Consider the following 20627-nt stretch of genomic DNA (forward strand, 5'->3'; position numbering starts at 1 on the left):
AATTTCGACAACAGATCTTCAGGCGATTCAAGGCGGCATGTCCAAAATCCTGGATGAGATCAAGTCGGGACAATTCACCTGGCAACTGGATCTTGAAGACGTGCACTTGAACATCGAGCGCAGGCTGACCGAATTGGTAGGTGACGCCGGGAAACGCCTGCACACCGGTCGTTCTCGCAATGATCAGGTGGCGACAGACATTCGTCTGTTTCTGCGCCACGAGGTGGATCGCATTCAGGGATTACTCAAGGCGTTGATCAATGCACTGCTAACCGTGGCGGAACGCAACCATGACACCGTGATGCCCGGTTTTACCCACTTACAGGTGGCACAACCCGTTACTTTTGGGCATCACTTGCTGGCTTATGCAGAAATGTTTGAACGCGACCTCGAACGGATGCACGATTGCCGCAAGCGAATCAACAGGTTGCCTTTGGGCGCAGCGGCACTTGCCGGTACCACTTTCCCCATCAACCGCAATCGAACGGCTGAACTGCTCGGGTTTGATGCACCAACTCGCAACAGTCTCGATTCCGTTTCAGACCGAGATTTTGCAATTGAATTCTGCTCGGCCAGCAGCATCTTGATGATGCACGTGTCGCGCCTGTCTGAAGAATTGATTATCTGGATGAGCCAACGGTATGCGTTTATCGACCTGCCCGATCGCTTCTGCACCGGTTCGTCCATCATGCCACAAAAGAAAAACCCGGATGTGCCGGAACTTGCGCGCGGCAAAACAGGCCGTGTTTATGGACACCTGATGGGCCTGCTGACCTTGATGAAAGGCCAGCCACTGGCCTACAACAAAGACAACCAGGAAGACAAAGAACCCCTGTTCGATACGGTTGATACAGTGGTCGACACACTCACGATTTTTGCCGAGATGGTCGAGGGCATCCAAGTGAAGGCTGACAATATGCGTGTGGCTACACTGGAAGGCTATGCGACAGCCACGGACCTGGCCGATGCCTTGGTCAAGCGCGGCATGCCCTTCCGCGATGCGCACGAGGCAGTTGCTCGTGCGGTGCGCTACTGCGATACCCAGCAGTGTGGCTTGGAGGCTTTGACAGTGGTTCAACTGCAAGAGGCACTGAAACTGACCGAGTTGGGCTACAGCGACGATTTGGTGGATCAAGAATTGTGTGCGGTACTCACACTCGAAGGCTCGCTACAGGCACGCAACCACATCGGAGGCACCAACCCGGGTCAGGTCTTGGCCGCCGCAGCTGAAGCCCGTCAACGGCTGGGTTTGTAAACTTGAAAGTGTTGCTGGCCATATCCGATTGCATTGACCGCCTGAACGTCAGGCTGGGCCTTGCTGTGGGTTGGTTGATATTAATCACAACGTTGGTGTCGGCCTACAACGCTTTGGTGCGAAAGGTTTTTGACACAAGCAGCAATGGCTTGCTTGAAATTCAGTGGTACTTGTTTGGCGCTGTGTTTTTACTGGGGGCCGCTTACACTTTGCAACAAAATGCACATGTGCGGATCGACGTGCTGTCAAACCGGTTTTCTGCATCAGCGCGCGCATGGGTCGATATTCTGGGACATGTTCTTTTTACCCTGCCTTTAATTGGCTTTATTTTGGTCTCAGGTTGGGACTTCGCCTACGAGTCGTTTCGAATCAATGAATACTCGGCTGACCCAGGCGGTTTGATTCGCTGGCCGGCCAAGGCATTGATTGTTGTGGGTTTCGCGCTGCTTGGCTTGCAAGTGTGCTCTGAAATCATCAAGAAAATAGCAATACTCAAGGGACATTCAGCACCATGCCAATAATTCCGGTTGAATGGTTGGCGCCTCTGATGTTTGCTGTCTTGCTGTTGTTCATGGTTAGCGGCTTTCCTGTCGCATTCGCCCTGGCTGCAAACGGACTACTTTTTGGCTACATCGCGATTGAGCAAGGGTTAATGAGCGTGGCCTTGCTACAAGCGCTTCCCGACCGAATATTCGGAATCATGAGCAACGAGACCCTGCTCGCGATTCCATTTTTCACCTTCATGGGCCTGGTGCTTGAACGCAGCGGTATGGCCGAAGACCTGCTGGAAACCATCGGCCAATTGTTTGGCCGAGTGCGTGGTGGTTTGGCCTACGCAGTGATATTGGTGGGTGCTTTGTTGGCTGCCACCACTGGCGTAGTGGCCGCTTCGGTCATATCCATGGGGCTTATCTCATTGCCCATCATGCTGAAGTATGGTTACAGCCAATCGGTGTCTACTGGTGTTATCGCCGCTTCGGGCACGTTGGCACAAATTATTCCACCGTCGCTGGTATTGATTGTCATGGCCGATCAATTGGGAGTATCGGTGGGAGCCATGTACCAAGGGGCACTAATTCCAGCGTTGTTGCTGGTGCTTTTTTACATCGCCTATGTGTTTGTCATTACTTGGTTTCAAAAAAATGCCCTCCCCGCTTTGCCACCAGAGGCTTGCTACATCGGCCAGAGCAACTCGGGCATGCGAATACTGAAAGCGGTGGTGTTTGTGCTGATGCCCCCTTTGGCTTTGGTATTTCTGGTGTTGGGCACCATTTTTCTGGGCATTGCCACGCCCACCGAGGGCGGTGCCATGGGTGCTGTGGGTGCTTTACTGATCGCCGCATCCAAGAAACGGTTGACTCTGGATTTACTGAAACAATCCATTGATTCCACGACCAAACTTTCCTGCTTTGTGTTGTTTATTTTGATCGGCTCTACCGTATTTGGCCTTACGTTCCGAGCCGTAGAAGGAGACCTGTGGGTAGAACAACTGATGGGTGATTTGCCGGGCGGTGAACTTGGGTTCCTGATTGCTGTACAAATCCTGATTTTTGTATTGGGGTTTTTTCTGGATTTCTTTGAAATCGCGTTTATCGTAATTCCGTTGCTTGTACCAGTGGCTGACAAACTGGGCGTTGACCTGGTGTGGTTCGGTGTCATGATTGCCATGAACATGCAAACCTCCTTCCTGACTCCACCATTCGGCTTCTCGCTGTTCTACCTGAAATCTGTCACACCCAAAGTAGTCAAAACCATTGAAATTTATAAAGGATCTTTGCCGTTTATTGCCTTACAGTTACTGATGGTCGTACTTATCTTTGCCTTTCCCCAGCTGGTGAGCCAAGAGGAGAAAGTAAAATACCAAGACAGCCCGTTGCAATTAGACCTGCCCCCGCAAAATTATGGGGGTGAAAGCGATCCAGCCGGGCAGCAACCATTTGTTCCCAGTTTTAGTGAATAGTCGACTTGCGACAGGGCCAGTCCAAGCGTTCGCAAGTCTCACCTGAACTACACAACTAGCCAGTTCTCTTTGAACCGAGAGTTACAACGTCGACCTTGTTTGAAATTCTATCTGCGAGTTCAAGCACAAATACCGTGCCTCCTTCTTTGACATTGCACATGGATAAATTCCATTCCATTTCCTGACACAGGCGCTTGACCACATACAAACCAATACCGGTTTTAGGAAGGTCGCTGCCAAAGGTTGAGTACCTTGCCGCCTTTTGCTGCAGTAGGTCCTCTTGCAGGCCTGGGCCGGAGTCTCTGACCGTGAACCTGTGAATGCCCCCATGACGTCGATAAGAGAAAGCAACACCGCCTTCAAGCGTGTGCTCCACTGCGTTAAACACCAAGTTTCCCATGACACGCTTTAATCGACGTGTGTCGGTGTGAATCAAGTACTCCTCGACATCCACGTCGAAAGTCAGCCCTTTGGTTTCAGCCAATTGCCCCATCCAACCCTCAAGCGACTTGCAAAGTTCGGTACTGGAAATGCTGTCGATTCGTTTCTCGCGTTGCTCACCCAGTTCGAGTCGGGTGGCCTCCAGCATGTTCTCCGCCAGATCATGAAGCCACCTTTGACAACTGGTCATTTGGCGAATCACCTGATTGGATGCGGCATGTTGATGCAAGGTATCCAGCGAGGGATGACCCACCAGTAAACCCAGTGCGTGCAAGGGTTGGCGCATGTCGTGTTGAACACCAGCCAACCAGCGTAACCGGTCTTTCCATTCACTTAACACGGCGTGCTTGGCGTTGCGCCAGCGACCTTGCTGGATTCGCCGGTTTTGAATGCGTTGTTTTGCAATGCTGTATCTATGCTGCCTTTCCAGCAAAACTGCCAATAGAGTGAATGGTGACACCCAACACAGAACGGCAAAGCTCAAGTGCTGCCAACTCAATGACAACACCCACCCACCAAAAGCAGACGCAAAGACCAAAAACCAGAGTTTTTCGGTTGGCGGTGCTCGGAAAGCACGCCTGCAGGAAACCTTGGCATTGAGAAGACACCCACTGATAAAAGCGATGTAAGCCAACTGGGATTGAGCGCCAGAGTCCAACCCCAATAGCTGAAAAGACAAAGGCAACAAACACAGGGAAGCGAGCAGGCAGGCATCGTAGTGTTGCTGAACCCATGCACTCAGCCGATTGATTTGTCTCATGGAGTTCAGCTTAATCGGAATAAACCTCATCGGTTTTTTGTTCCTGCCAGGCTCTGTAGAGCATGGCGGCCTCCAGACGGTTTCGTGCATTCAGGCGTGCCAGAATACTTCGAACGTGGGTTTTCACTGTTTCCGGAGACAAACCCAAATTCTGGGCAATTTCATGGTTGGATTCACCCTTGGCTATTCGATACAAGACAGACACCTGTCGCTCGGTAATTCGGGCCATTCGCTGACCAATGGTAAAACCGCTCGCATGTTGGGTTTTCTGACTGATTTGATCAGTCCAGTTGTTGCGGCGCAAACGCAAAACCATGCTGTCCAACACGCTGAGTACCCGATCTTGAGTAATGCCTTTGGACACAAATTCTGTCTCTGGGTATTCATCAGCCATGTCACCCAAAATTTCTTCGTTCCCGGAAATAACCAGCGTACGGCTGTAATCAAAAGTCTCTAGTGCAGTTTCAAGTACCTTTTCAGGTGCCATGTCAGGCAAACCCAAATCGAGAAGTACAAGGTCCGGTTGCTCGAAACGGCTATGCTCCAACGCGGGTCCGATACGGCTGAACAACTTGACCTCCAGGTCGGTGTAGCGCGAATTCATGATGTCGCGCAAAGCCATGGCGATAATCGGATGATCGTCAATAATAAATACGCGTAGCTGATTAGGAGTCGACATAAATTTGTCCCATGCAAGTCGAGTGTCAGAAACTGTCGTTCAGAAGTGAATAGAGCCCTTGCCATTCATTACGACAGCCAAAAGAAGTGCCAACAACCCCGATAGGGGCGACACTGCGTTGGGTGACTTGTGCTGGGCTTTTGGTTCCATTAAACGAAAAAGAGCGGCCAGTCAGCCGCCCTTTATATCTGACCTCACTTTCGTAGGTCAAAAACTTACTTCGATCTGGGTATGTATGACGCCATCGAGTTTTCGGCAACCCGGAACCAATTGTTTTGATCATTGCGGAAACGATTCCATGATCCAAATATTTTCTTGAACTTTGGATTGATTTTTGGATTCTTCCGCGTAAAGCTTTTCCGCTTCCTTGTACGCCGCATCCAGAATATCTCTGGGATAAATTCGTAGCTGAGCACCCGATTGGATCAATCGATTCAAGGCAGCCGGGTTCTTGGCATCGTATTCAGCGGTCATGGTGATGTTCACCTCGGCTGCAGCGACTTCAAGTGCAGCCTGATAACTCTTGGGCAGTTTGTTCCACGCGTCCAGATTGATATAAAAGCTTAATGACGGGCCTGGCTCCCAAAATCCAGGGTAATAGTAGAACTTGGCCACTTTTTGAAAACCCAGTTTCTCATCGTCATACGGCCCAACCCATTCAGCAGCATCGATAGTGCCTTTTTCCAAGGCCGGGTAAATATCGCCACCGGCTATGGTTTGCGGTACAGCACCCAAAGCCGCCATGATTTTGCCGCCAAAGCCAGGAATTCGTACCTTCAGGCCTTTCAGGTCATTCAGATTTTTGACTTCTTTGCGCCACCAGCCGCCCATTTGGGTACCCGTGTTGCCACCGGGAAAATTGATGATGTTGTAGTCTTTCAAAAACTCACGGGTCATTTGCAAACCACCGCCGTGATAAAGCCATGCGTTTTGTTGGCGAGCGGTCAAACCGAAGGGCAAGCCAGCCTCAAATGCGAAGGCTGCGTCTTTTCCTACGTAGTAGTAACCGGCAGTGTGGCCACACTCCACGGTACCTCGCTGTACTGCATCCAGCACTTGCAGACCCGGCACGATTTCGCCAGCTGCAAATGGGCGAATATCGAATTTGCCGCCAGTCAGTTCTGACACCCGCTTGGCCAACTGGGGCGCGGCACCCCACAGGGCGTCCAGGCTTTTGGGAAAACTCGAGGTTAGGCGCCAGCGCACACTGGGACCGTCAGCAGCCATAGCAGACGTTCCCGATGCTGCGGTTGCGGTGACGGCAGCGCCCAAACTCGCCTTTTTAAGAAAGGAACGACGTTCCATGGCTTAGTCTCCTTTTTTATTTCTTTTAATTCCCGGCTACTGTCATTGACTCAATCAGAATGCTGCCGACATATTTGCTGCCGCGCCAATAGGCGTCATCACCAACAGCCACAATGTTTGCAAGCATGTCTTTTAAATTACCGGCAATCGTGATCTCCTCAACAGGGTGGACAATGATGCCGTTCTCCACCCAATAGCCAAAGGCGCCACGTGAGTAATCGCCAGTCACACCATTGACTCCCTGCCCCATCATCTCGGTAACCAGCAAGCCTGTACCCATGGTTTTTAGCAAGGCATCCAGTCCGCCGGAAACGGTTTTGCTTGAGCTGAGAATAAGGTTGTGGGTCCCACCCGCATTCCCTGTGGTTTCCATACCCAGCTTGCGAGCGGAGTAGCTTGAAAGGAAGTAACCGTTGCACACACCTTTTTTCACCACGGTGCGGGCCTTTACCTTTACACCTTCTTCATCGAAAGGTGAACTGCCGTGCGCACCTTCAATGAATGGATCTTCCTTGATGGTGATGTGAGGTGCCCATACTGGTTTACCCAATGAATTCAACAGAAAACTGGTTTTGCGATACAGGGACGAACCCGACACCGCACCCACATAGTGACTTACCAAACTTGCGGCGATGGGGGCTTCAAAGATGACTGGACAGTTGCGGGTGGTGATGGGTCTGGAACCTAGGCGAGCCAAGGCGCGCTGTGCTGCGTAGGCGCCAATTTTTGCGGGCTTTGCAAGGTCTTTGGCCTTGCGCTCCGAGGAATACCAAAAGTCTCTCTGCATCGGGCTGTCCTTCGACTTCTTGGCCTGCGCAATCGGGGAGACGGACAGCGAGTGACGCGAATATGGGTAGCCACCCTTAAAGCCCTTGCTGTTGGCTGCGAAAAAGTGTCCGGATTCAGTGGAAACATTGGCACCGTCGGAATTTCGGATCTGCTTGCTGACGTCAAAAGCAGCCTGCTCCATAGCCAAGGCCTTTTCAACCGCTTTGGCAGTGCTCAGATTCCAGGGATGATACAGATCCAGATCACGGTGGCGCCTGGAAATATTTTCTTCATCGGGCAGCCCTGCGAACTTGTCTGCAGCCGTGTATTTTGCAATGTCCAAAGCGGCACGAATGGCTGAATCAATGGCTTCCAGCGAAAAATCCGAGGATGAAGCGTTGCCCCTTTTCTTGCCTTTGAACACACTAACGCCAAAGCTTTTATCACGTGTGTGTTCAATGGTTTCAATTTCCCCCATGCGCACACTGACCGATTGACCCACCGCTTCACTGATGTCAACCGCACAATCGGTAGCACCCAATGATTTGGCTTTTTTCAATGCGTACTCGGTTAATTCCTGAAATGTCTCGGATTTAAAGCTAAAGCCCATATTGCCCTGCGAAAAATGCTGCCAAAAATGGCTAATATACAGCCCATGGAACCAGAAAACGACAAACAGGGCGAGTTTGAAGAATATGATCGCCCCAGCAAGTCCGCCATCAAGCGAGACATGCTGGCCCTACAGGATTTGGGCAAAACCCTGTGCGAAATGCCCTATGACAAAGTCAAACGGGCACCGATCGGTGAACGCCTGCTGATCGAGATTGGCGAATTCCACAAATGCAGATCATTTGGCGCCAAAAAGCGGCAAATGCAATTCATCGGTAAACTGATGCGTGACGAAGAGCATGAGGAAATTCAAGCTTGGGTGAATGGCGAGACCGTTGAACAAAAATTGAAGGTACTCCACCTGCATGCTGCGGAACAGTGGCGCGACCGATTGATTGAAAACCCTGGCCTGTTGGCCACGTTCATTGAAAGCTACCCGGCCGCCGCGCGAGAAAACCTGAACCCGATCATCAGACAGGCAGTGCAGGAACGCGCAACCAAAAAAGCTCCCCGAAATTTTCGACAGTTGTTTCAGATCCTTTACCGCTTGATCGAAGAGAAAGCCGAGGAAGATAAAGCATGAGTGTTGATGCAGTAAAGATTGGACTGGTCTCGGTCAGCGACCGAGCATCCGCCGGTGTATATCAAGATCAAGGCATTCCAAGCCTTAAAACCTGGCTACAGAATGCCCTTTTAAACCCGATAGAGTTTGTTGAAGTTCTAATTCCTGATGAACGGGCCGAGATTGAAAACGCCTTGAAAAAACTGGCCGATGACGACAAGTGCAATTTGATTTGCACCACGGGTGGCACCGGCCCCGCGAAGCGAGATGTAACACCTGAAGCTACTTTGGCTGTAGCTGACAAGGAAATGCCGGGTTTTGGCGAGCAAATGCGGCAAATCAGCCTGCATTTCGTACCCACGGCAATACTGTCACGGCAAGTGGCGGTCATCCGGGGCGAGAGCCTGATTCTGAATTTGCCTGGTCAACCCAAAGCAATCGCCGAAACCCTAGAGGGTTTCAAAGACAAAGAAGGCAACAGCCTGGTGAAAGGAATATTTGCAGCAGTGCCTTATTGCATCGATCTGATCGGTGGCCCGTACATGGAAACCAATGAAACTGTGATCAAAGCGTTTCGCCCGAAGTCGGCCCTGCGAAAGCCAGCCGAAGGAAATGCACCATGAGTCTGAACCCGGGAATTGAATGCGTTGTTGTTGAAACTGGTCCTAAACCCACCGGATGTGTGGTTTGGCTGCATGGTTTGGGTGCAGATGGGTACGACTTTGTGCCAATTGTCAAAGAACTTGAGCAAATGGGCTTGCCCGACACGCGTTTTGTATTTCCGCATGCGCCGAAAATCCCCGTCAGTATTAATGGGGGTTACGTGATGCGAGCCTGGTACGATATTAAAAATGTTGATTTGCAGCGACAGGAAGATGAAGGTGGAATACGGCAGAGCCAAGCCACCATTGAGCAATTGATTGGAGACCAAATTGAATTGGGTTTCCAGCCAGAGCGAATTGTATTGGCGGGTTTTTCACAAGGTGGTGCCATTACGTATCAGCTTGGATTGCGTACAGCCCACAAACTCGCGGGTTTGATTGCCTTGTCTACTTACCTGCCTTGCGAAGACACCTTGGACCACGAAATTAACCCGAGTAATCTGGGTATTCCGGTGCTTGCAGCACACGGTGAGCAAGACAATATTGTGTTGATCGAGCGCGGTGAAAAGGCTGTCAAATTGCTGCAAAGCAAGGGAGTGGAAGTCCAGTGGCACACCTACCCCATGGCGCATTCGGTCTGCGGTGAGGAGGTGGTTGAAATCGCCGAGTTCCTGAAGCGCGTCCTTTGAATTTGTACTGTATATAAAAACAGCTTTTTGGTTTATACTTGATTTCAGGAATAACCAAGCAGGTGTACTTATGCCAGCGCAAGCGCCACAACAGATTTCGATCATTGAACTTGAACGTGCAATCAATTATTGGCGTTCGAAATATCCCTCATCCCGGGACACCATGACGCTGTGCCCCCAAGCATCTTGCTTGGCCGAGTTATATGCCCGCATGATTATTTTCCAAATTCACGAAATCTCGATCGCTGAGTTTTCTGCAAAAGCCCGAAAAGCACTTGGTGAAGCTGAACAGGCTTTTGCGGACCGACAAGATCGAAACAATCGGGCGGCCTGAATCAAGTGAAATCGGGACTCAATTTGCGCGGCTGAGCAACAGATGGGCTGCACCCCACAATTGACTTGAAACCGGTGAATTGCATGGCCCTTTCAACTGGCTGATTTGCCAGGCATTAACCCCGGCACGCCTCAACTCCAGCGTGCCGCGCTGTGGGCTATGTCCTTTGATCTGCAGGTGAAAAATACAAATGTCGCCAGCCATGCAACGGTCGATGTATGAAGGCACACAGGGGTGCATTCTTTTGGCTTCACTTAGCAAAGCGTTCAACGAGTTCAATTCAATAAACTCAATATTGTCGCCCAAACTACCCATGCCAAGAATCTCTGGCCAGAATACATTTTGTCGACCCAAGTCCAAATCCAGTTCGATCAAATGCCAATGCGCCTGACGAGACATCAAGGTGTCGTAGGTCCAGTTTCTGGAAATGATCACAGGGTGTTTGGTCGCGCTGGCCGCACTGCCAAGCAACCAGTCCGTAATCAGGGGAAACTCCTCCAGTTCCAGCTCTTTCCGATGTTCAAGCTTCAAATTACTTTCACGGCGCTCAAGCGCGAGCCTCGTGCCTCGCAAAATATTCAAGGCGGCCAGCGAATTCAAGTTCTCATGATTGCGCCTCAGCCAAGTGCTTAAACCGCCAAAACCATGCAAAGCTGCAGTCTGCTTGTCGACCCAGGAAATCGGAATTTTCCGATCCAAAGCAGCGTGAAAGTTTACCCAACTCAAGTGACTCAATTGCCCCCAGTTGATACGGGCAATGTAGGCAGTTTTCTGATGTGTTAGCCAGCGCCAGGTTTGTTGGCTTAGGCCTTGCGCCAACATGCGGTTTTTCACGACTTGCCAATTGGGCAAATTGCTCCACATCCCACGATCTTGGGACAGCAAAGGTCCTAAGCAACGATTCTCGCCAAGCCGGTCCTCAATCACGTTTTTAAAAGCGGACACCTGGCTGAGGTCGAGCAGTGTGGTGTGTTTGGGTACAACCCTCAAAGTGAGTTTGACAACATCATCACCGTAACGCCTTCGTATTGCGCTGGTCCACGCCCGCTGAATGTCGTTCAGGCTGGCGGCCTCAAGAGGAAAGTCAATGCATGTGCCCTGCAAGCATCCAGGAATTTGCATACTCGGCGGCGCACGCCACAAAGAACGCATCAACTCAGCTTTCAAATTCCAGGCAGCCTCATCCGACAACAGGACACGACAGGATTCAGCGAGTTTTGCTCGGGCCTTCATTCCCCACTCAAAATAAAGCCCGCTTCGCGTGCTGACCAAGCGCGAGGGCAGCCGCAGCGACTTAACTCGCGGTATGCTGGTGGCTGTGTTCAATTCAAAATCTAACAAAGGGCGCATGATGGACAACAAGACAGAAGAACCCGTCAACATTGAGATCTTACAGCAAGGCGAGATCTGGAAAATTTCCATCAATCGACCCGAGGCTCGCAACTGTGTCGATCGTTACACCGCCGACCAACTTGAAAAAGCATTTCAATCCTTTGAAACGGATGCAACGGCTCGCGTGGCCATTTTGACTGGTGAAGGCGGTAATTTTTGCGCAGGTGCAGACTTGAAAGCCGTTGCATCTGGTGACCCCAGCCGTGTTAATCGAATGGAAAGACATGGGGCCGGCCCCATGGGAATTAGCCGAATGGAATTGAGCAAGCCAGTGATCGCCGCGGTGTCTGGCTATTGCGTAGCGGGTGGTCTGGAATTGGCTGCTTGGTGCGATATGCGTGTTGCCGATAATACTGCTGTTTTTGGTGTATTTTGCCGACGCTTTGGGGTGCCACTGATCGATGGCGGCACCGTGCGCTTGCCACGCCTGATTGGTCAAAGCCGGGCCATGGATATGATTTTGACGGGTCGCCCTGTCGACGCCGCCGAAGCCTTTTCTTGGGGTTTGGCCAATCGGCTGGAAAAAGAACGTACAGCCTTGGCGGGTGCCGTTGAATTGGCAAGTCTATTGTGTAAACACCCACAAACCTGCATGCGCAATGACAGACAAAGCGTACTGACCCAATGGGGATTTGGTGAACGCGAGGCGCTTGAGGAAGAATTTGAATTTGGCTTGAACACTCTCACCTCGGGTGAGACTGTCGAAGGTGCAACCGCGTTTAAGGAAGGCTCCGGCCGACACGGGGAAACGGTTCAATAATCCAGTGCTGTGGTCACAATGGCTCGGATCAATTAATTCAAACCAACAATCACGCCGAACTGCGCCGAATTTGACACTCGGCGTGAGTCAGCAGCCGTTGAGTAAGAATTGGATTCCACGCCGAAAAACCAATTGGCCACACCACCGCGATTGGTGAGCAGATACAAGCCTTGGCGTTCGCTGTTTAAAGTTACGCTGGACAAGCGGCCCGGTGCGTAAACCAGACTCAGGTTTTCCTGAAGTGTCACCTGCAAGCCACCATAGACTGCCTTGATTGAAGATTCGGACTCCGCTTCCGACACCGACAAGGTCGTTTTGAATGAAATTAACTTCGATTTAACGACCGCCCCTTCATCCACCACTACGCCTCTGAACAAATTGACTTTGCCCAATAGGCTATGAGCCTGCTTTTCCTGTTTCAATTCAATGGGCGGTACAATTTGGTGCTTCCCAAGTGCCCCACTTGCTTTCAACACCAGTGGTTCCGCGGCATTGACGCCACCCAGATAAAAACATCCAGTCGTCAAAGCGAGCGCCACCAAAGCAAACTGTTTTGAGCAGATAAGTGCCATGATGCACTCCTTGAATACAGATTTTTACTTACTTCTATTAACGGTTATTTTGAGTTTTACTGAATTGCACGATTGGGCTAACCCCTATGCAGGTGGGTACACGTTTAAGGCGAAGAATCAAGCCCAAAGGGGCCTTTTAGAGCAGCCAATCTACTTCAATACCTGAAAGTAACATTTTTGGGCTTTGGTGATACACTGAAATGACTACATAAAAGTCACTACTTCAAGCGACTACCCGCTGTAAGTGCACTGACAACAATACCGGAGACACTGACCATGTATTCTTCTGCCCGAAGAACAGCTTCGCTTTTTCCATTGACTCGAGTTGCCGCGACCATGCTACTAAGCTTGTCTTACAGCATCTCGGCTTACGCTGGCGGAACCGCATTTGACGCTACAAGCATTAGTGCCATGGGAAACGCTTCGGCAGGCCAGGCAGCAGAGGCAGGTGATGCTTCCGTTTTATTCGCTAACCCAGCTGCACTTACCCGGTTCAAGCGCGCTGAATTGACTCAAGGTGCCGCTGTAATCACAATCGGCACGGACTACACGTCCACTCAAAATAACGATGGTGCGGACTCTGGTGCACCACAGGGCCAAAACGGCCAGGTATTCAGCCGCAAAGATGGTTATGACGCTGGCGCACTCGCCCCCAACCTGTTCATCGCGATTCCAATCAACGAAAAACTGGTAATGGGATTTGGCGCGTCTGCCTCTCATGGTCTTGTCATTCATTACGATGAAAATTTTCCGGGGCGAAATCAAGGCCGGGATATTGACTTCAAAGTGACCCGCCTGAACCTGGGTTTCGGTTACAAATTAAGCCCCACGCTGTCTTGGGGATTGAACGGATCGTATGAACGTTATTTTCAGTCCATCAAGTTGAAGCTGAATTACCGCGAAGCTGTGGAAGCTTTGGCTCCAGGCTCAGCAGCACTCATTGAAGGACCAGCCGGCGCACTGATTGGCGCCCCTCCCATTCCCGGTGAAAGCAATGCTGGCTTGCGCATGTTTGGCTGGGCTTTCAACGCCCAATTGGGCGGATTGTGGGAACCCACCGAAAACACACGCATCGGTATTTCCTATCGCCCTAAAACAGAGTTTACGGGCAACCGTGGCAAGTTCAAGCTCGATGATTCGCCGGAACAAGCCGCTTTTCGCGCCTTTTTGAACAGCGACAGCCTGATCAACAACTTGGCATTTGGTGCCTTGGGTGTAAATGGCCCGCAAGCTGCCGGGGATTTGGCACCAGAACAAATCATCAAGCAGGAAATTTCGCTGCCCGATGAACTACGACTCTCAGTGTTTCATCACGCCACACCCAAACTGGATTTAATGGCGACCTACACACGTCAGGATTTTTCAGTGACTACCTTGAATTTCGTGCGGGAAAGCAATGGCCGAACCCTGGAGAATATTCCTCAAAATTTTGTAGCCGCAGAGTCTTATAGAGTGGGCTTGAATTACAAGTTGTACAAAAGGCTCACGTTGCGAGCAGGCTACGCGGTTGAAAACAGCGTGATTGACGATGCCACCCGAATCACGATCTTGCCAGACAGTGATCGACAGTATTTTGCTTTTGGTGGTCAGTTTGATTTGAGCCGCGACACCAGCATTCACTTTGCTTACCAAAAACTGGATACAGACCCTGCGCCAGTAGGCAACAACACCGGCATCACGCCGCCTGAAGTACGCGGCGGTGACTTTAGAGGCAATGTACAACTAGACACCCACTTCTTCGGAATCGGTTTCACCGAACGGTTCTAATTACGACTGCACACCCAGAGCACGGAACAAGCCAGCAATCAAGGTTGCATAATTGGTTTGTTCTGTGGCCAAGGCCTGTTCAGCATTCGCATACACGCGCTGCGCGTCGACCACATCCAGAAAACTCACCAAGCCTAACTGGTACAGGGCATCTGCTTGCTCAAAACTCCGTTTACTGGACACCACTGCCTTCCCCAGTGCAGTTTGCCGCGAGGCTGAGGAGTCAATCGCGGTCAAGGAATTTTCAACTTCCTGGGTAACTAACCTTAGCACTTGCTCGTACTCAGCCAGTGCACCCTCGGCTCTGGCCATGGCCGCATTCAATCGAGCGTCGCGTGCGCCACCGTCGTATACCACTTGATTCAACAAAGCCGCCAAAGAACCAATCAATATGCTGGTGGCGGGATTTGAATTGATCGCGGTGCTGCCGATTTGTATATTGGCCATTAACTCAATACTGGGGTAGAAATCCGCTTGTGCAACACCTACATCCGCAGCGGCCTGGGCAAATCTGGCTTGCGCCAATTGAACATCGGGGCGGGCTTGTATCACCTGAAAAGGCACACTCGCCGGGATGCCCAACCCGTACTCTGGCAACTCACCCTCGGGCCTCAGCAACTGCTCGTAAGCCCCAGGAAATTGACCGCTCAGGGTCGCCAAACGGTGGCGGGAGTCTTGCAGTGCCTGTTGCAACGGGGCAATACTCGCACGGAGATTTTCAACTGAAGTTTCGGCCCGTCGAACGTCCAACTCCGGTGACAAACCACTTTCAAATCGAGCTTGAACAATGGCAAGCGTTTTCTCCTGCAACCCCACAGATTCACGCAACATGGCCAATTGTTTTTGATTGCCACGCAAACTCAAATACTCTTGGGCCACGGCTGTGCTGGTTTCAATAATTTGCGCGCGCAAACCAGCCTGCTCAGCCATCAAATTGGCTGCTGCTGCTCGAACTTCCTGCTCAACCCGACCAGCCAAATCAATGGGCAAGATAAAACCCAAACCCAATAGAGCACTGCGTTCATCCCGCGCATTGTTGCTACCCGAATTGTTGGGGGTGTTGTTGTTTCGATCTGATTTTTGGCCACTAACCTCCGCATCCAGTTCAACCAACAATGAATCACCAGCTTCACTGAGCTGAAGCAACGCGCGGGCTTCCTTGACACGCGCTGCAACTGCGGCGATTTGGAAATTATTTTGTATGCTTGTGCTCACCAGTTCATTCAAAACAGGGTCGTTGAAACCCTCCCACCAGCGTACTCCGGCCACTCCGGCATCTTTCGCGCTGCTCAAACTCTGAAGAATTTCTTGTGCAACAAACCTTTCAGGCGGACTTGTGTCAGACTTGGGCAGTTCAGGCGCAGTCATAGCGCATCCCCACAGCAAAGCGATCGGCCAAATCAGAGCAATCATCCAGGCGGCGCGCCTCATGCCTTCACCTCACCCTTTTTCAAACTGGCTTCGTATTCTTCAATCTCCTTGTCCAACATCTCTGCGGCGTGCGCCCTTGGCTTCATGTAAGGTGCAATAAAGCTATAGCCCATGGGAGCGAGGTACAGGGTAAACAGTGTAGACAATCCCAAACCGCCCAACACAACCCATGCAATCGCCTCTCGAGCCTCTGCACCTGGACCTGACGTCAATACCAATGGCAGTACACCCAGCAAGGTGGACAGCACCGTCATTGCGATTGGGCGAAGTCGCATGCGTGCGCCCTCCCGAATGGCCGATTCAATGCTGTACCCTTCATCACGAAGCTGATCCATCAGTTCAACCAGCAAAATCGCATTCTTGGTCATCAGGCCAATCAGCAACACCAACCCAATCTGACTGAACAAGTTGAGCGACTGGTTCGTAATCAACAGTGCAAACACCGCTGCGGCCAAACCAAACGGCACGGTAAACATCACAACCAAAGCACTTCCAACACTTTCAAATTGCGCCGCCAACACCAGAAACACCACAATCAGCGCCACAGCAAAAGTGATCAACATTTCATTGGAAGTTTCTTCCAGGGTGGCTGCTTCACCCAAAAAAATCAGCGTGGCCGAAGATGGCAGAGTGCTATCCGCAACCGCGCGTATTTGTTGCATGGTGGTTCCAAGATCGGTCCCTGGCGGTATACCAATGTTCAATTCGACTGCCCTGCGCTGTGCATGTCGGTCAAGTTCGGCAGCCACACCCCTTTCTTGCACCTTGATCATTGAAGCAAGCGGTACCAGTTGCCCGGTGTCGCTACTGGTGTATATGTTCAGCAAATCAAATGGTGAATTCAGACTGCCATTGCTTGAGCCCAGCATGACCGGCACGGCTTGATCCCCAACACTGAGATCCAGCAACTGGTATTCGTCAGCCATGATTTGCAAAGTTTGTGTAATACGGCTCACCGGAACCTGCAAATCACTGGCTTTCTCGCGATCGATTTCAAATCCGAGTTCAGGCTGTGAAGTGTCATATTGAACGCGCACGTCCTGAACAGCGTCAATCTGCTTGATCAAGGCATCTGCCAATGAATCTGCATTGTTGGCCAACACATCGTAGTCGTCGCCCAGCAAAGCAATTTGCAAACCGCCGCCGCCACCGCGGATGTTCAAGCTGCTTTCATTTTGAAAACGCACTTGAGCGCCTGGAATGCTCGAGAGCTCCTTGCTCAGTTTGGCTGCGAGTTCCTGCTGAGTGGTGTCGCGCTGACTCCAGTCTGCCAAATTGGCTTGAATGGCTACACGGTTTTTGTCGTATCGACCCACAATGGTGAACATGTCAGTGATTAACCCTTGTTCCTGATAGGGTCTCATGATGCTCTCGGCGATTTGCCCCTGCCTGCCACTGTATTCCAGTGACGCACCATCGGGCCCGGTGAAATCCACCACTAAGCGCCCTCTGTCTTCCGGAGGAACCAGCTCCTGGTTCAACAAGGTGAATGTAACGCCACCGGCAATAGCGACACCCAAAAACACCACTAGAAACACCAACCGATGTTTCAGAAAGCCATCGAGAGTGAGGAAATAAGCATTGGCGATTCGTTCACCGAGGCTTTGTAACACCCCCAACCATCGGGCTCCTTGACCTGTCGGGGGCACGTCATCTTTCAACAACTTGGCAGCCAGCATGGGACACAGACTCAAGGCCACAAAGGTACTGATGATTACCGACATGGACAGGACCATGCCAAACTCCCGAAACAGTCGGCCTGTTTCACCCGGTAAAAAAGCGATCGGCAAAAACACCGCAACCAAGGAGGCAGTGGTCGCGATGACCGCAAAGAAAACCTGTTGCGTGCCCAACACCGAAGCCACGGTAATGCTCTCGCCCAGTTTTTTGCGGCGTTGAATATTTTCAAGCACCACAATCGCATCGTCGACAATCAACCCTGTTGCGAGCACCAAAGCAAGCAAGGTCAGCATGTTGACCGAGAAGCCTGCCAGCCAGATCGCGGCCAAAGTACCCACTAGCGATACGGGCATGGTCACCGCAGGTATCAATACGGCTTTCCATTGCCCCAGAAACAAAGCAATCACAATCAGAACCACGATTACGGCGAATATCAGAGACATCAATACCTCTTGCAAGGCACCTTTGATGAATACTGAGTCATCGGAAATCATGATGACCTGCAAATCTTTGGATTGCGCATTGATTTCAGCCATGCGCTTTTTCACATCGCCAGCGATCGCAATGGTGTTACCACCAGCCTGCCTCAATACGCCCATGCCCACGACTGCCCTGCCGTTCAACAGGGAATACGATTCAGCCGACATCGGGCCGTAATACACCTCCGCAACATCGCGAACACGTACTCCGTTTTTAACCAAGATGGAATTAATCGCCTCGGTGTCGATGGTAGAAGCATTTGCGCGCACCAATAGCTCTTGCTTGCCTGAGAGGTAACTGCCAGCCGGCACGTCAAGATTCATGGTTTGAAGACTACTCAGCACATCGGTCGCTACCATGCCATAGCGGGCCATTTTGGCGGGGTCCAGAAGCACGCGCAGCACGCGTGGTTGATTTCCGTTCAAGGGAACATCGGCAACGCCATCGATCGACACAAATGCGGGCACCAAATCTCGCTCGACACGTTCGGCCAGATCCTGCATAGCCAAGGTATTGCTGAACACAGCAAGCTGAACCACGGGCCGTGCATCGTCATCGGCTTTGATCACCAAAAGCTGGTCAAGGTTTTCAGGCAATTGATTGGTAATTCGGCTTATGGCCTCCCGCACATCGTTGGCAGCAGTATTCACATCGATATCCGGAGAAAACTCCATGCGCACCCGCATATTGTTCTCTTCGCTTGAACTTTGAATGCGCAATACGCCAGATACTCTGGCCACTGCTCCCTCTACCTTGGCCGTCACTTCAGCGTCCATAGTGGTGGGCGAAGCACCTTGATAAACCGCCCGCACAACCACCACGGGCCTGTCAATATCGGGCAACTCCCGCACCTCTACGCCAAACATGCTGACAATGCCCGCCAGCATAATCAACAAGTTCAGTACCACGATTAACACGGGTCTTTTTAAACCCAGCGCGGTTAAACCATCCGTGGCGCGACTCATTGCAGGGGGTCCTCAACCAACTCAACAACTACGCCTTCTGCAAGCCGCAAACCACCCTCAACTACAACAGTTTCACCCTCTTTGATGTTGCCATCGAGAAACACGCGGCCCTGCCGCCGGTCTGCAACACGCACATTCTCACGATCGGCTTTTCCATTGCGGATCATCCAGACATAAGAGCCCTCCCGATCCCATTGCAAAGCTATTTCAGGCACGGAAGCCAACATTTGCCCCTTGACTGCCATTTGAATTGCAAAAGACATACCTGGACGCAGTACATCATCGGGATTATCGATGTTCGCTCGAAGCCGCAGAGATCGTTTTTCAACATTCAAACGACTGTCCAAAGCAACCACGCGGGCCTTGAATTCCCTGCCCGGGACAGATGGGGTGGTGGCCACTACCTTGATTTGATCCATGTTGCCAGCGTCCAATTGACCAACCAAGGCCTCGGGCACCTCAAAGTCTACGTAGATGATTTCACGTGAATCAACACCGGTGATCAATACGCCAGGGCCGATGCGCTGGCCTGGGTCAATGTCTGTGATGCCCACAACACCCGCAAATGGAGCACGAATTTGATGGTTGGAAATCGCGAGTTTGGCTTGATCAACAGCCACTTGCGCAGCCTCGTAATCGGCTTGGGCGGAATCAACTTGGGTTTGTGGCACCGCCCCCTTGCCCACTGCTTGCTTGTATCTGTCAAGCAAGCTTTTGGTGTTCTTCAGTTGTACTTCCGCAAGCCTAAGAGCCAGCTGTTCTTCTCGATCGTCTTGTTGAACCAGTAACTCGCCTTTTCTGACCTTCTGCTGAGGCTTGAACAAAACCTGTGTGACTTTCTCATCCACGATGGCAAAGACTTCTGCAGATTTGTCGGCCCAGCCGGTTGCAATGGCACCATACGAACTCGCGGTGGACTCAAGCTTTACAACCTCGACCAAGACCTTGGGCGCTGCGCCTTTGCTGCCCTGATTGGGCGCATTGGTTGACGAATTTCCCAGCAGTGTTTGAGAAACTGAGTAAGCAGCCCCCAAAAAGAGCACTAGAACCAGAAAATAAACCAGACGTTTGACCAAACCAAAGGCTCCACTGCGAATGCGACGAGAAAGGTTATCACGTATGAAAGTACCTTCAACCAGACCAAAGTGCAGTGAATAAGTTCGGATATCCCCTAGTGGTTGGGGTAAACGATAGGAAAGTTGGGAATCCAATCAAGAGCTGGTGATGTGCAAGCTTCAAATGGGGTAGCTTTAATCATCGGGTTCTTCGTCGTCATCGCTGACCGCATCAATGCCAGCTTCAACAACAGCGCCCGTGACCTTGATGCCTGTTGATACGACGGCCCCGGTAATTGAAATGGCAGCGCCCGCTGTGGCGCTTGCTACTGCGCAACCTTGAATGACTGGTAAAACAACTGCAGCCAGTGCGAAGAAAACTGCTTTGTTCAAGATCGGACCCATGGTCACCTCGCAGCCATAAATAAAAAACGCTTCTGACCCTTTGGGTGAGAAGCGTTTTGTGCCAAATTTGGCATCCCCAAGGGGATTCGAACCCCTGTTACCGCCGTGAAAGGGCGGTGTCCTAGGCCTCTAGACGATGGGGACCTAAAACTGTGT

General features: G+C 51.3%; 18 protein-coding genes, 1 tRNA gene and 1 pseudogene. 9 read left to right on the forward strand and 11 right to left on the reverse strand.

Annotated features, from left to right (window positions below; genetic code table 11):
- The 3 genes from argH to A0129_RS13310 all read left to right on the forward strand — a co-directional run.
- Positions 1–1255, forward strand: a 1255-nt coding sequence (argH, locus tag A0129_RS13300; protein ID WP_291715700.1) for an argininosuccinate lyase, incomplete at its 5' end; no start/stop codon positions are given.
- An 8-nt stretch (positions 1256–1263) separates the two neighbouring features.
- Positions 1264–1776 (forward strand): TRAP transporter small permease subunit, encoded by a 513-nt coding sequence (locus A0129_RS13305; protein ID WP_291715724.1) that lies wholly within the window; start codon positions 1264–1266, stop codon positions 1774–1776.
- Complete coding sequence (locus A0129_RS13310) at positions 1767–3215, forward strand: TRAP transporter large permease subunit (protein WP_291715702.1); 1449 nt, start codon at positions 1767–1769, stop codon at positions 3213–3215. Before A0129_RS13305 ends, A0129_RS13310 begins: the two co-directional genes overlap by 10 nt.
- Positions 3216–3270: 55 nt before the next feature.
- Here the strand turns inward: A0129_RS13310 and A0129_RS13315 are convergent, their stop codons facing one another.
- The 4 genes and pseudogenes from A0129_RS13315 to pmbA all read right to left on the reverse strand — a co-directional run bounded on the left by A0129_RS13315 (position 3271) and on the right by pmbA (position 7778).
- Positions 3271–4416 carry a HAMP domain-containing sensor histidine kinase gene (locus tag A0129_RS13315; protein ID WP_291715704.1) on the reverse strand — a complete coding sequence of 382 codons (1146 nt, stop codon included), beginning with the start codon at positions 4414–4416 and terminating at the stop codon, positions 3271–3273.
- Positions 4417–4426: 10 nt separating this feature from the next.
- Entirely contained in the window at positions 4427–5095 is a 669-nt protein-coding gene (locus A0129_RS13320) for a response regulator transcription factor (RefSeq protein ID WP_171035224.1), read from the reverse strand.
- A 215-nt stretch (positions 5096–5310) separates the two neighbouring features.
- Positions 5311–6400, reverse strand: a pseudogene (locus tag A0129_RS13325) (TRAP transporter substrate-binding protein).
- 25 nt (positions 6401–6425) lie between these two features.
- Positions 6426–7778 (reverse strand): metalloprotease PmbA, encoded by a 1353-nt coding sequence (gene pmbA, locus A0129_RS13330; protein ID WP_291715706.1) that lies wholly within the window; start codon positions 7776–7778, stop codon positions 6426–6428.
- Between the two features lie 27 nt (positions 7779–7805).
- Here pmbA and yjgA point away from each other — a divergent pair, with 27 nt between their 5' ends.
- The 4 genes from yjgA to A0129_RS13350 all read left to right on the forward strand — a co-directional run bounded on the left by yjgA (position 7806) and on the right by A0129_RS13350 (position 9964).
- Positions 7806–8360, forward strand: coding sequence for a ribosome biogenesis factor YjgA (yjgA, locus tag A0129_RS13335; RefSeq protein WP_291715708.1), 555 nt, complete (start codon positions 7806–7808; stop codon positions 8358–8360).
- Complete coding sequence (mog, locus tag A0129_RS13340) at positions 8357–8962, forward strand: molybdopterin adenylyltransferase (RefSeq protein WP_291715710.1); 606 nt, start codon at positions 8357–8359, stop codon at positions 8960–8962. The genes yjgA and mog overlap by 4 nt, the downstream gene beginning before the upstream one ends.
- 2 nt (positions 8963–8964) lie before the next feature.
- The gene (locus tag A0129_RS13345; RefSeq protein WP_291715726.1) at positions 8965–9630 is read left to right on the forward strand and encodes an alpha/beta hydrolase; all 666 of its coding nucleotides are present in this window, start codon (positions 8965–8967) and stop codon (positions 9628–9630) included.
- Positions 9631–9700: 70 nt separating this feature from the next.
- Complete coding sequence (locus A0129_RS13350) at positions 9701–9964, forward strand: DUF3717 domain-containing protein (RefSeq protein WP_291715712.1); 264 nt, start codon at positions 9701–9703, stop codon at positions 9962–9964.
- Positions 9965–9982: 18 nt separating this feature from the next.
- Here A0129_RS13350 and A0129_RS13355 read toward each other — a convergent pair whose 3' ends face one another.
- A complete protein-coding gene (locus tag A0129_RS13355) occupies positions 9983–11197 on the reverse strand; it encodes a PcfJ domain-containing protein (RefSeq protein ID WP_291715713.1) in 1215 nt (404 codons plus the stop codon).
- 115 nt (positions 11198–11312) lie between these two features.
- Between A0129_RS13355 and A0129_RS13360 the strand changes: the two genes are divergently transcribed.
- Positions 11313–12116, forward strand: a complete 804-nt coding sequence (locus A0129_RS13360; RefSeq protein WP_291715728.1) for a crotonase/enoyl-CoA hydratase family protein — start codon at positions 11313–11315, stop codon at positions 12114–12116.
- Between the two features lie 32 nt (positions 12117–12148).
- On the opposite strand, the gene A0129_RS13365 is transcribed toward A0129_RS13360, so the two are convergent.
- Entirely contained in the window at positions 12149–12688 is a 540-nt protein-coding gene (locus tag A0129_RS13365; RefSeq protein WP_291715715.1) for a hypothetical protein, read from the reverse strand.
- A 336-nt stretch (positions 12689–13024) separates the two neighbouring features.
- On the opposite strand from A0129_RS13365, the gene A0129_RS13370 reads away from it, so the two are divergent.
- Entirely contained in the window at positions 13025–14455 is a 1431-nt protein-coding gene (locus tag A0129_RS13370) for an OmpP1/FadL family transporter (RefSeq protein WP_291715729.1), read from the forward strand.
- Here the strand turns inward: A0129_RS13370 and A0129_RS13375 are convergent, their stop codons facing one another.
- From A0129_RS13375 to A0129_RS13395, 5 genes are all read right to left on the reverse strand, one after another.
- On the reverse strand, positions 14456–15886 hold the full coding sequence (locus A0129_RS13375) for an efflux transporter outer membrane subunit (RefSeq protein WP_291715717.1): 1431 nt from the start codon (positions 15884–15886) through the stop codon (positions 14456–14458).
- Positions 15883–19011 carry an efflux RND transporter permease subunit gene (locus tag A0129_RS13380; protein ID WP_291715719.1) on the reverse strand — a complete coding sequence of 1043 codons (3129 nt, stop codon included), beginning with the start codon at positions 19009–19011 and terminating at the stop codon, positions 15883–15885. Before A0129_RS13380 ends, A0129_RS13375 begins: the two co-directional genes overlap by 4 nt.
- Positions 19008–20087, reverse strand: coding sequence for an efflux RND transporter periplasmic adaptor subunit (locus A0129_RS13385; RefSeq protein ID WP_291715720.1), 1080 nt, complete (start codon positions 20085–20087; stop codon positions 19008–19010). The genes A0129_RS13380 and A0129_RS13385 overlap by 4 nt, the downstream gene beginning before the upstream one ends.
- A gap of 174 nt (positions 20088–20261) precedes the next feature.
- Positions 20262–20459: a hypothetical protein gene (locus A0129_RS13390; RefSeq protein WP_291715722.1), complete on the reverse strand. Its 198-nt coding sequence runs from the start codon at positions 20457–20459 to the stop codon at positions 20262–20264.
- A gap of 80 nt (positions 20460–20539) precedes the next feature.
- Positions 20540–20615 (reverse strand) — tRNA-Glu (locus A0129_RS13395).
- Positions 20616–20627: the final 12 nt, after the last annotated feature.

The sequence above is a fragment of the Limnobacter sp. CACIAM 66H1 genome, assembly GCF_001601825.1.
GTDB lineage: Bacteria > Pseudomonadota > Gammaproteobacteria > Burkholderiales > Burkholderiaceae_B > Limnobacter.

Bases quoted from the DNA above. Each gene is read 5' to 3' on its own strand.
- A0129_RS13310 (WP_291715702.1), top strand. From the start codon at position 1,767: ATGCCAATAATTCCGGTTGAATGGTTGGCGCCTCTGATGTTTGCTGTC.
- A0129_RS13315 (WP_291715704.1), bottom strand. From the start codon at position 4,416: ATGAGACAAATCAATCGGCTGAGTGCATGGGTTCAGCAACACTACGAT.
- A0129_RS13320 (WP_171035224.1), bottom strand. From the start codon at position 5,095: ATGTCGACTCCTAATCAGCTACGCGTATTTATTATTGACGATCATCCG.
- pmbA (WP_291715706.1), bottom strand. From the start codon at position 7,778: ATGGGCTTTAGCTTTAAATCCGAGACATTTCAGGAATTAACCGAGTAC.
- yjgA (WP_291715708.1), top strand. From the start codon at position 7,806: ATGGCTAATATACAGCCCATGGAACCAGAAAACGACAAACAGGGCGAG.
- mog (WP_291715710.1), top strand. From the start codon at position 8,357: ATGAGTGTTGATGCAGTAAAGATTGGACTGGTCTCGGTCAGCGACCGA.
- A0129_RS13350 (WP_291715712.1), top strand. From the start codon at position 9,701: ATGCCAGCGCAAGCGCCACAACAGATTTCGATCATTGAACTTGAACGT.
- A0129_RS13355 (WP_291715713.1), bottom strand. From the start codon at position 11,197: ATGAAGGCCCGAGCAAAACTCGCTGAATCCTGTCGTGTCCTGTTGTCG.
- A0129_RS13360 (WP_291715728.1), top strand. From the start codon at position 11,313: ATGATGGACAACAAGACAGAAGAACCCGTCAACATTGAGATCTTACAG.
- A0129_RS13365 (WP_291715715.1), bottom strand. From the start codon at position 12,688: ATGGCACTTATCTGCTCAAAACAGTTTGCTTTGGTGGCGCTCGCTTTG.
- A0129_RS13370 (WP_291715729.1), top strand. From the start codon at position 13,025: ATGCTACTAAGCTTGTCTTACAGCATCTCGGCTTACGCTGGCGGAACC.
- A0129_RS13375 (WP_291715717.1), bottom strand. From the start codon at position 15,886: ATGAGGCGCGCCGCCTGGATGATTGCTCTGATTTGGCCGATCGCTTTG.
- A0129_RS13380 (WP_291715719.1), bottom strand. From the start codon at position 19,011: ATGAGTCGCGCCACGGATGGTTTAACCGCGCTGGGTTTAAAAAGACCC.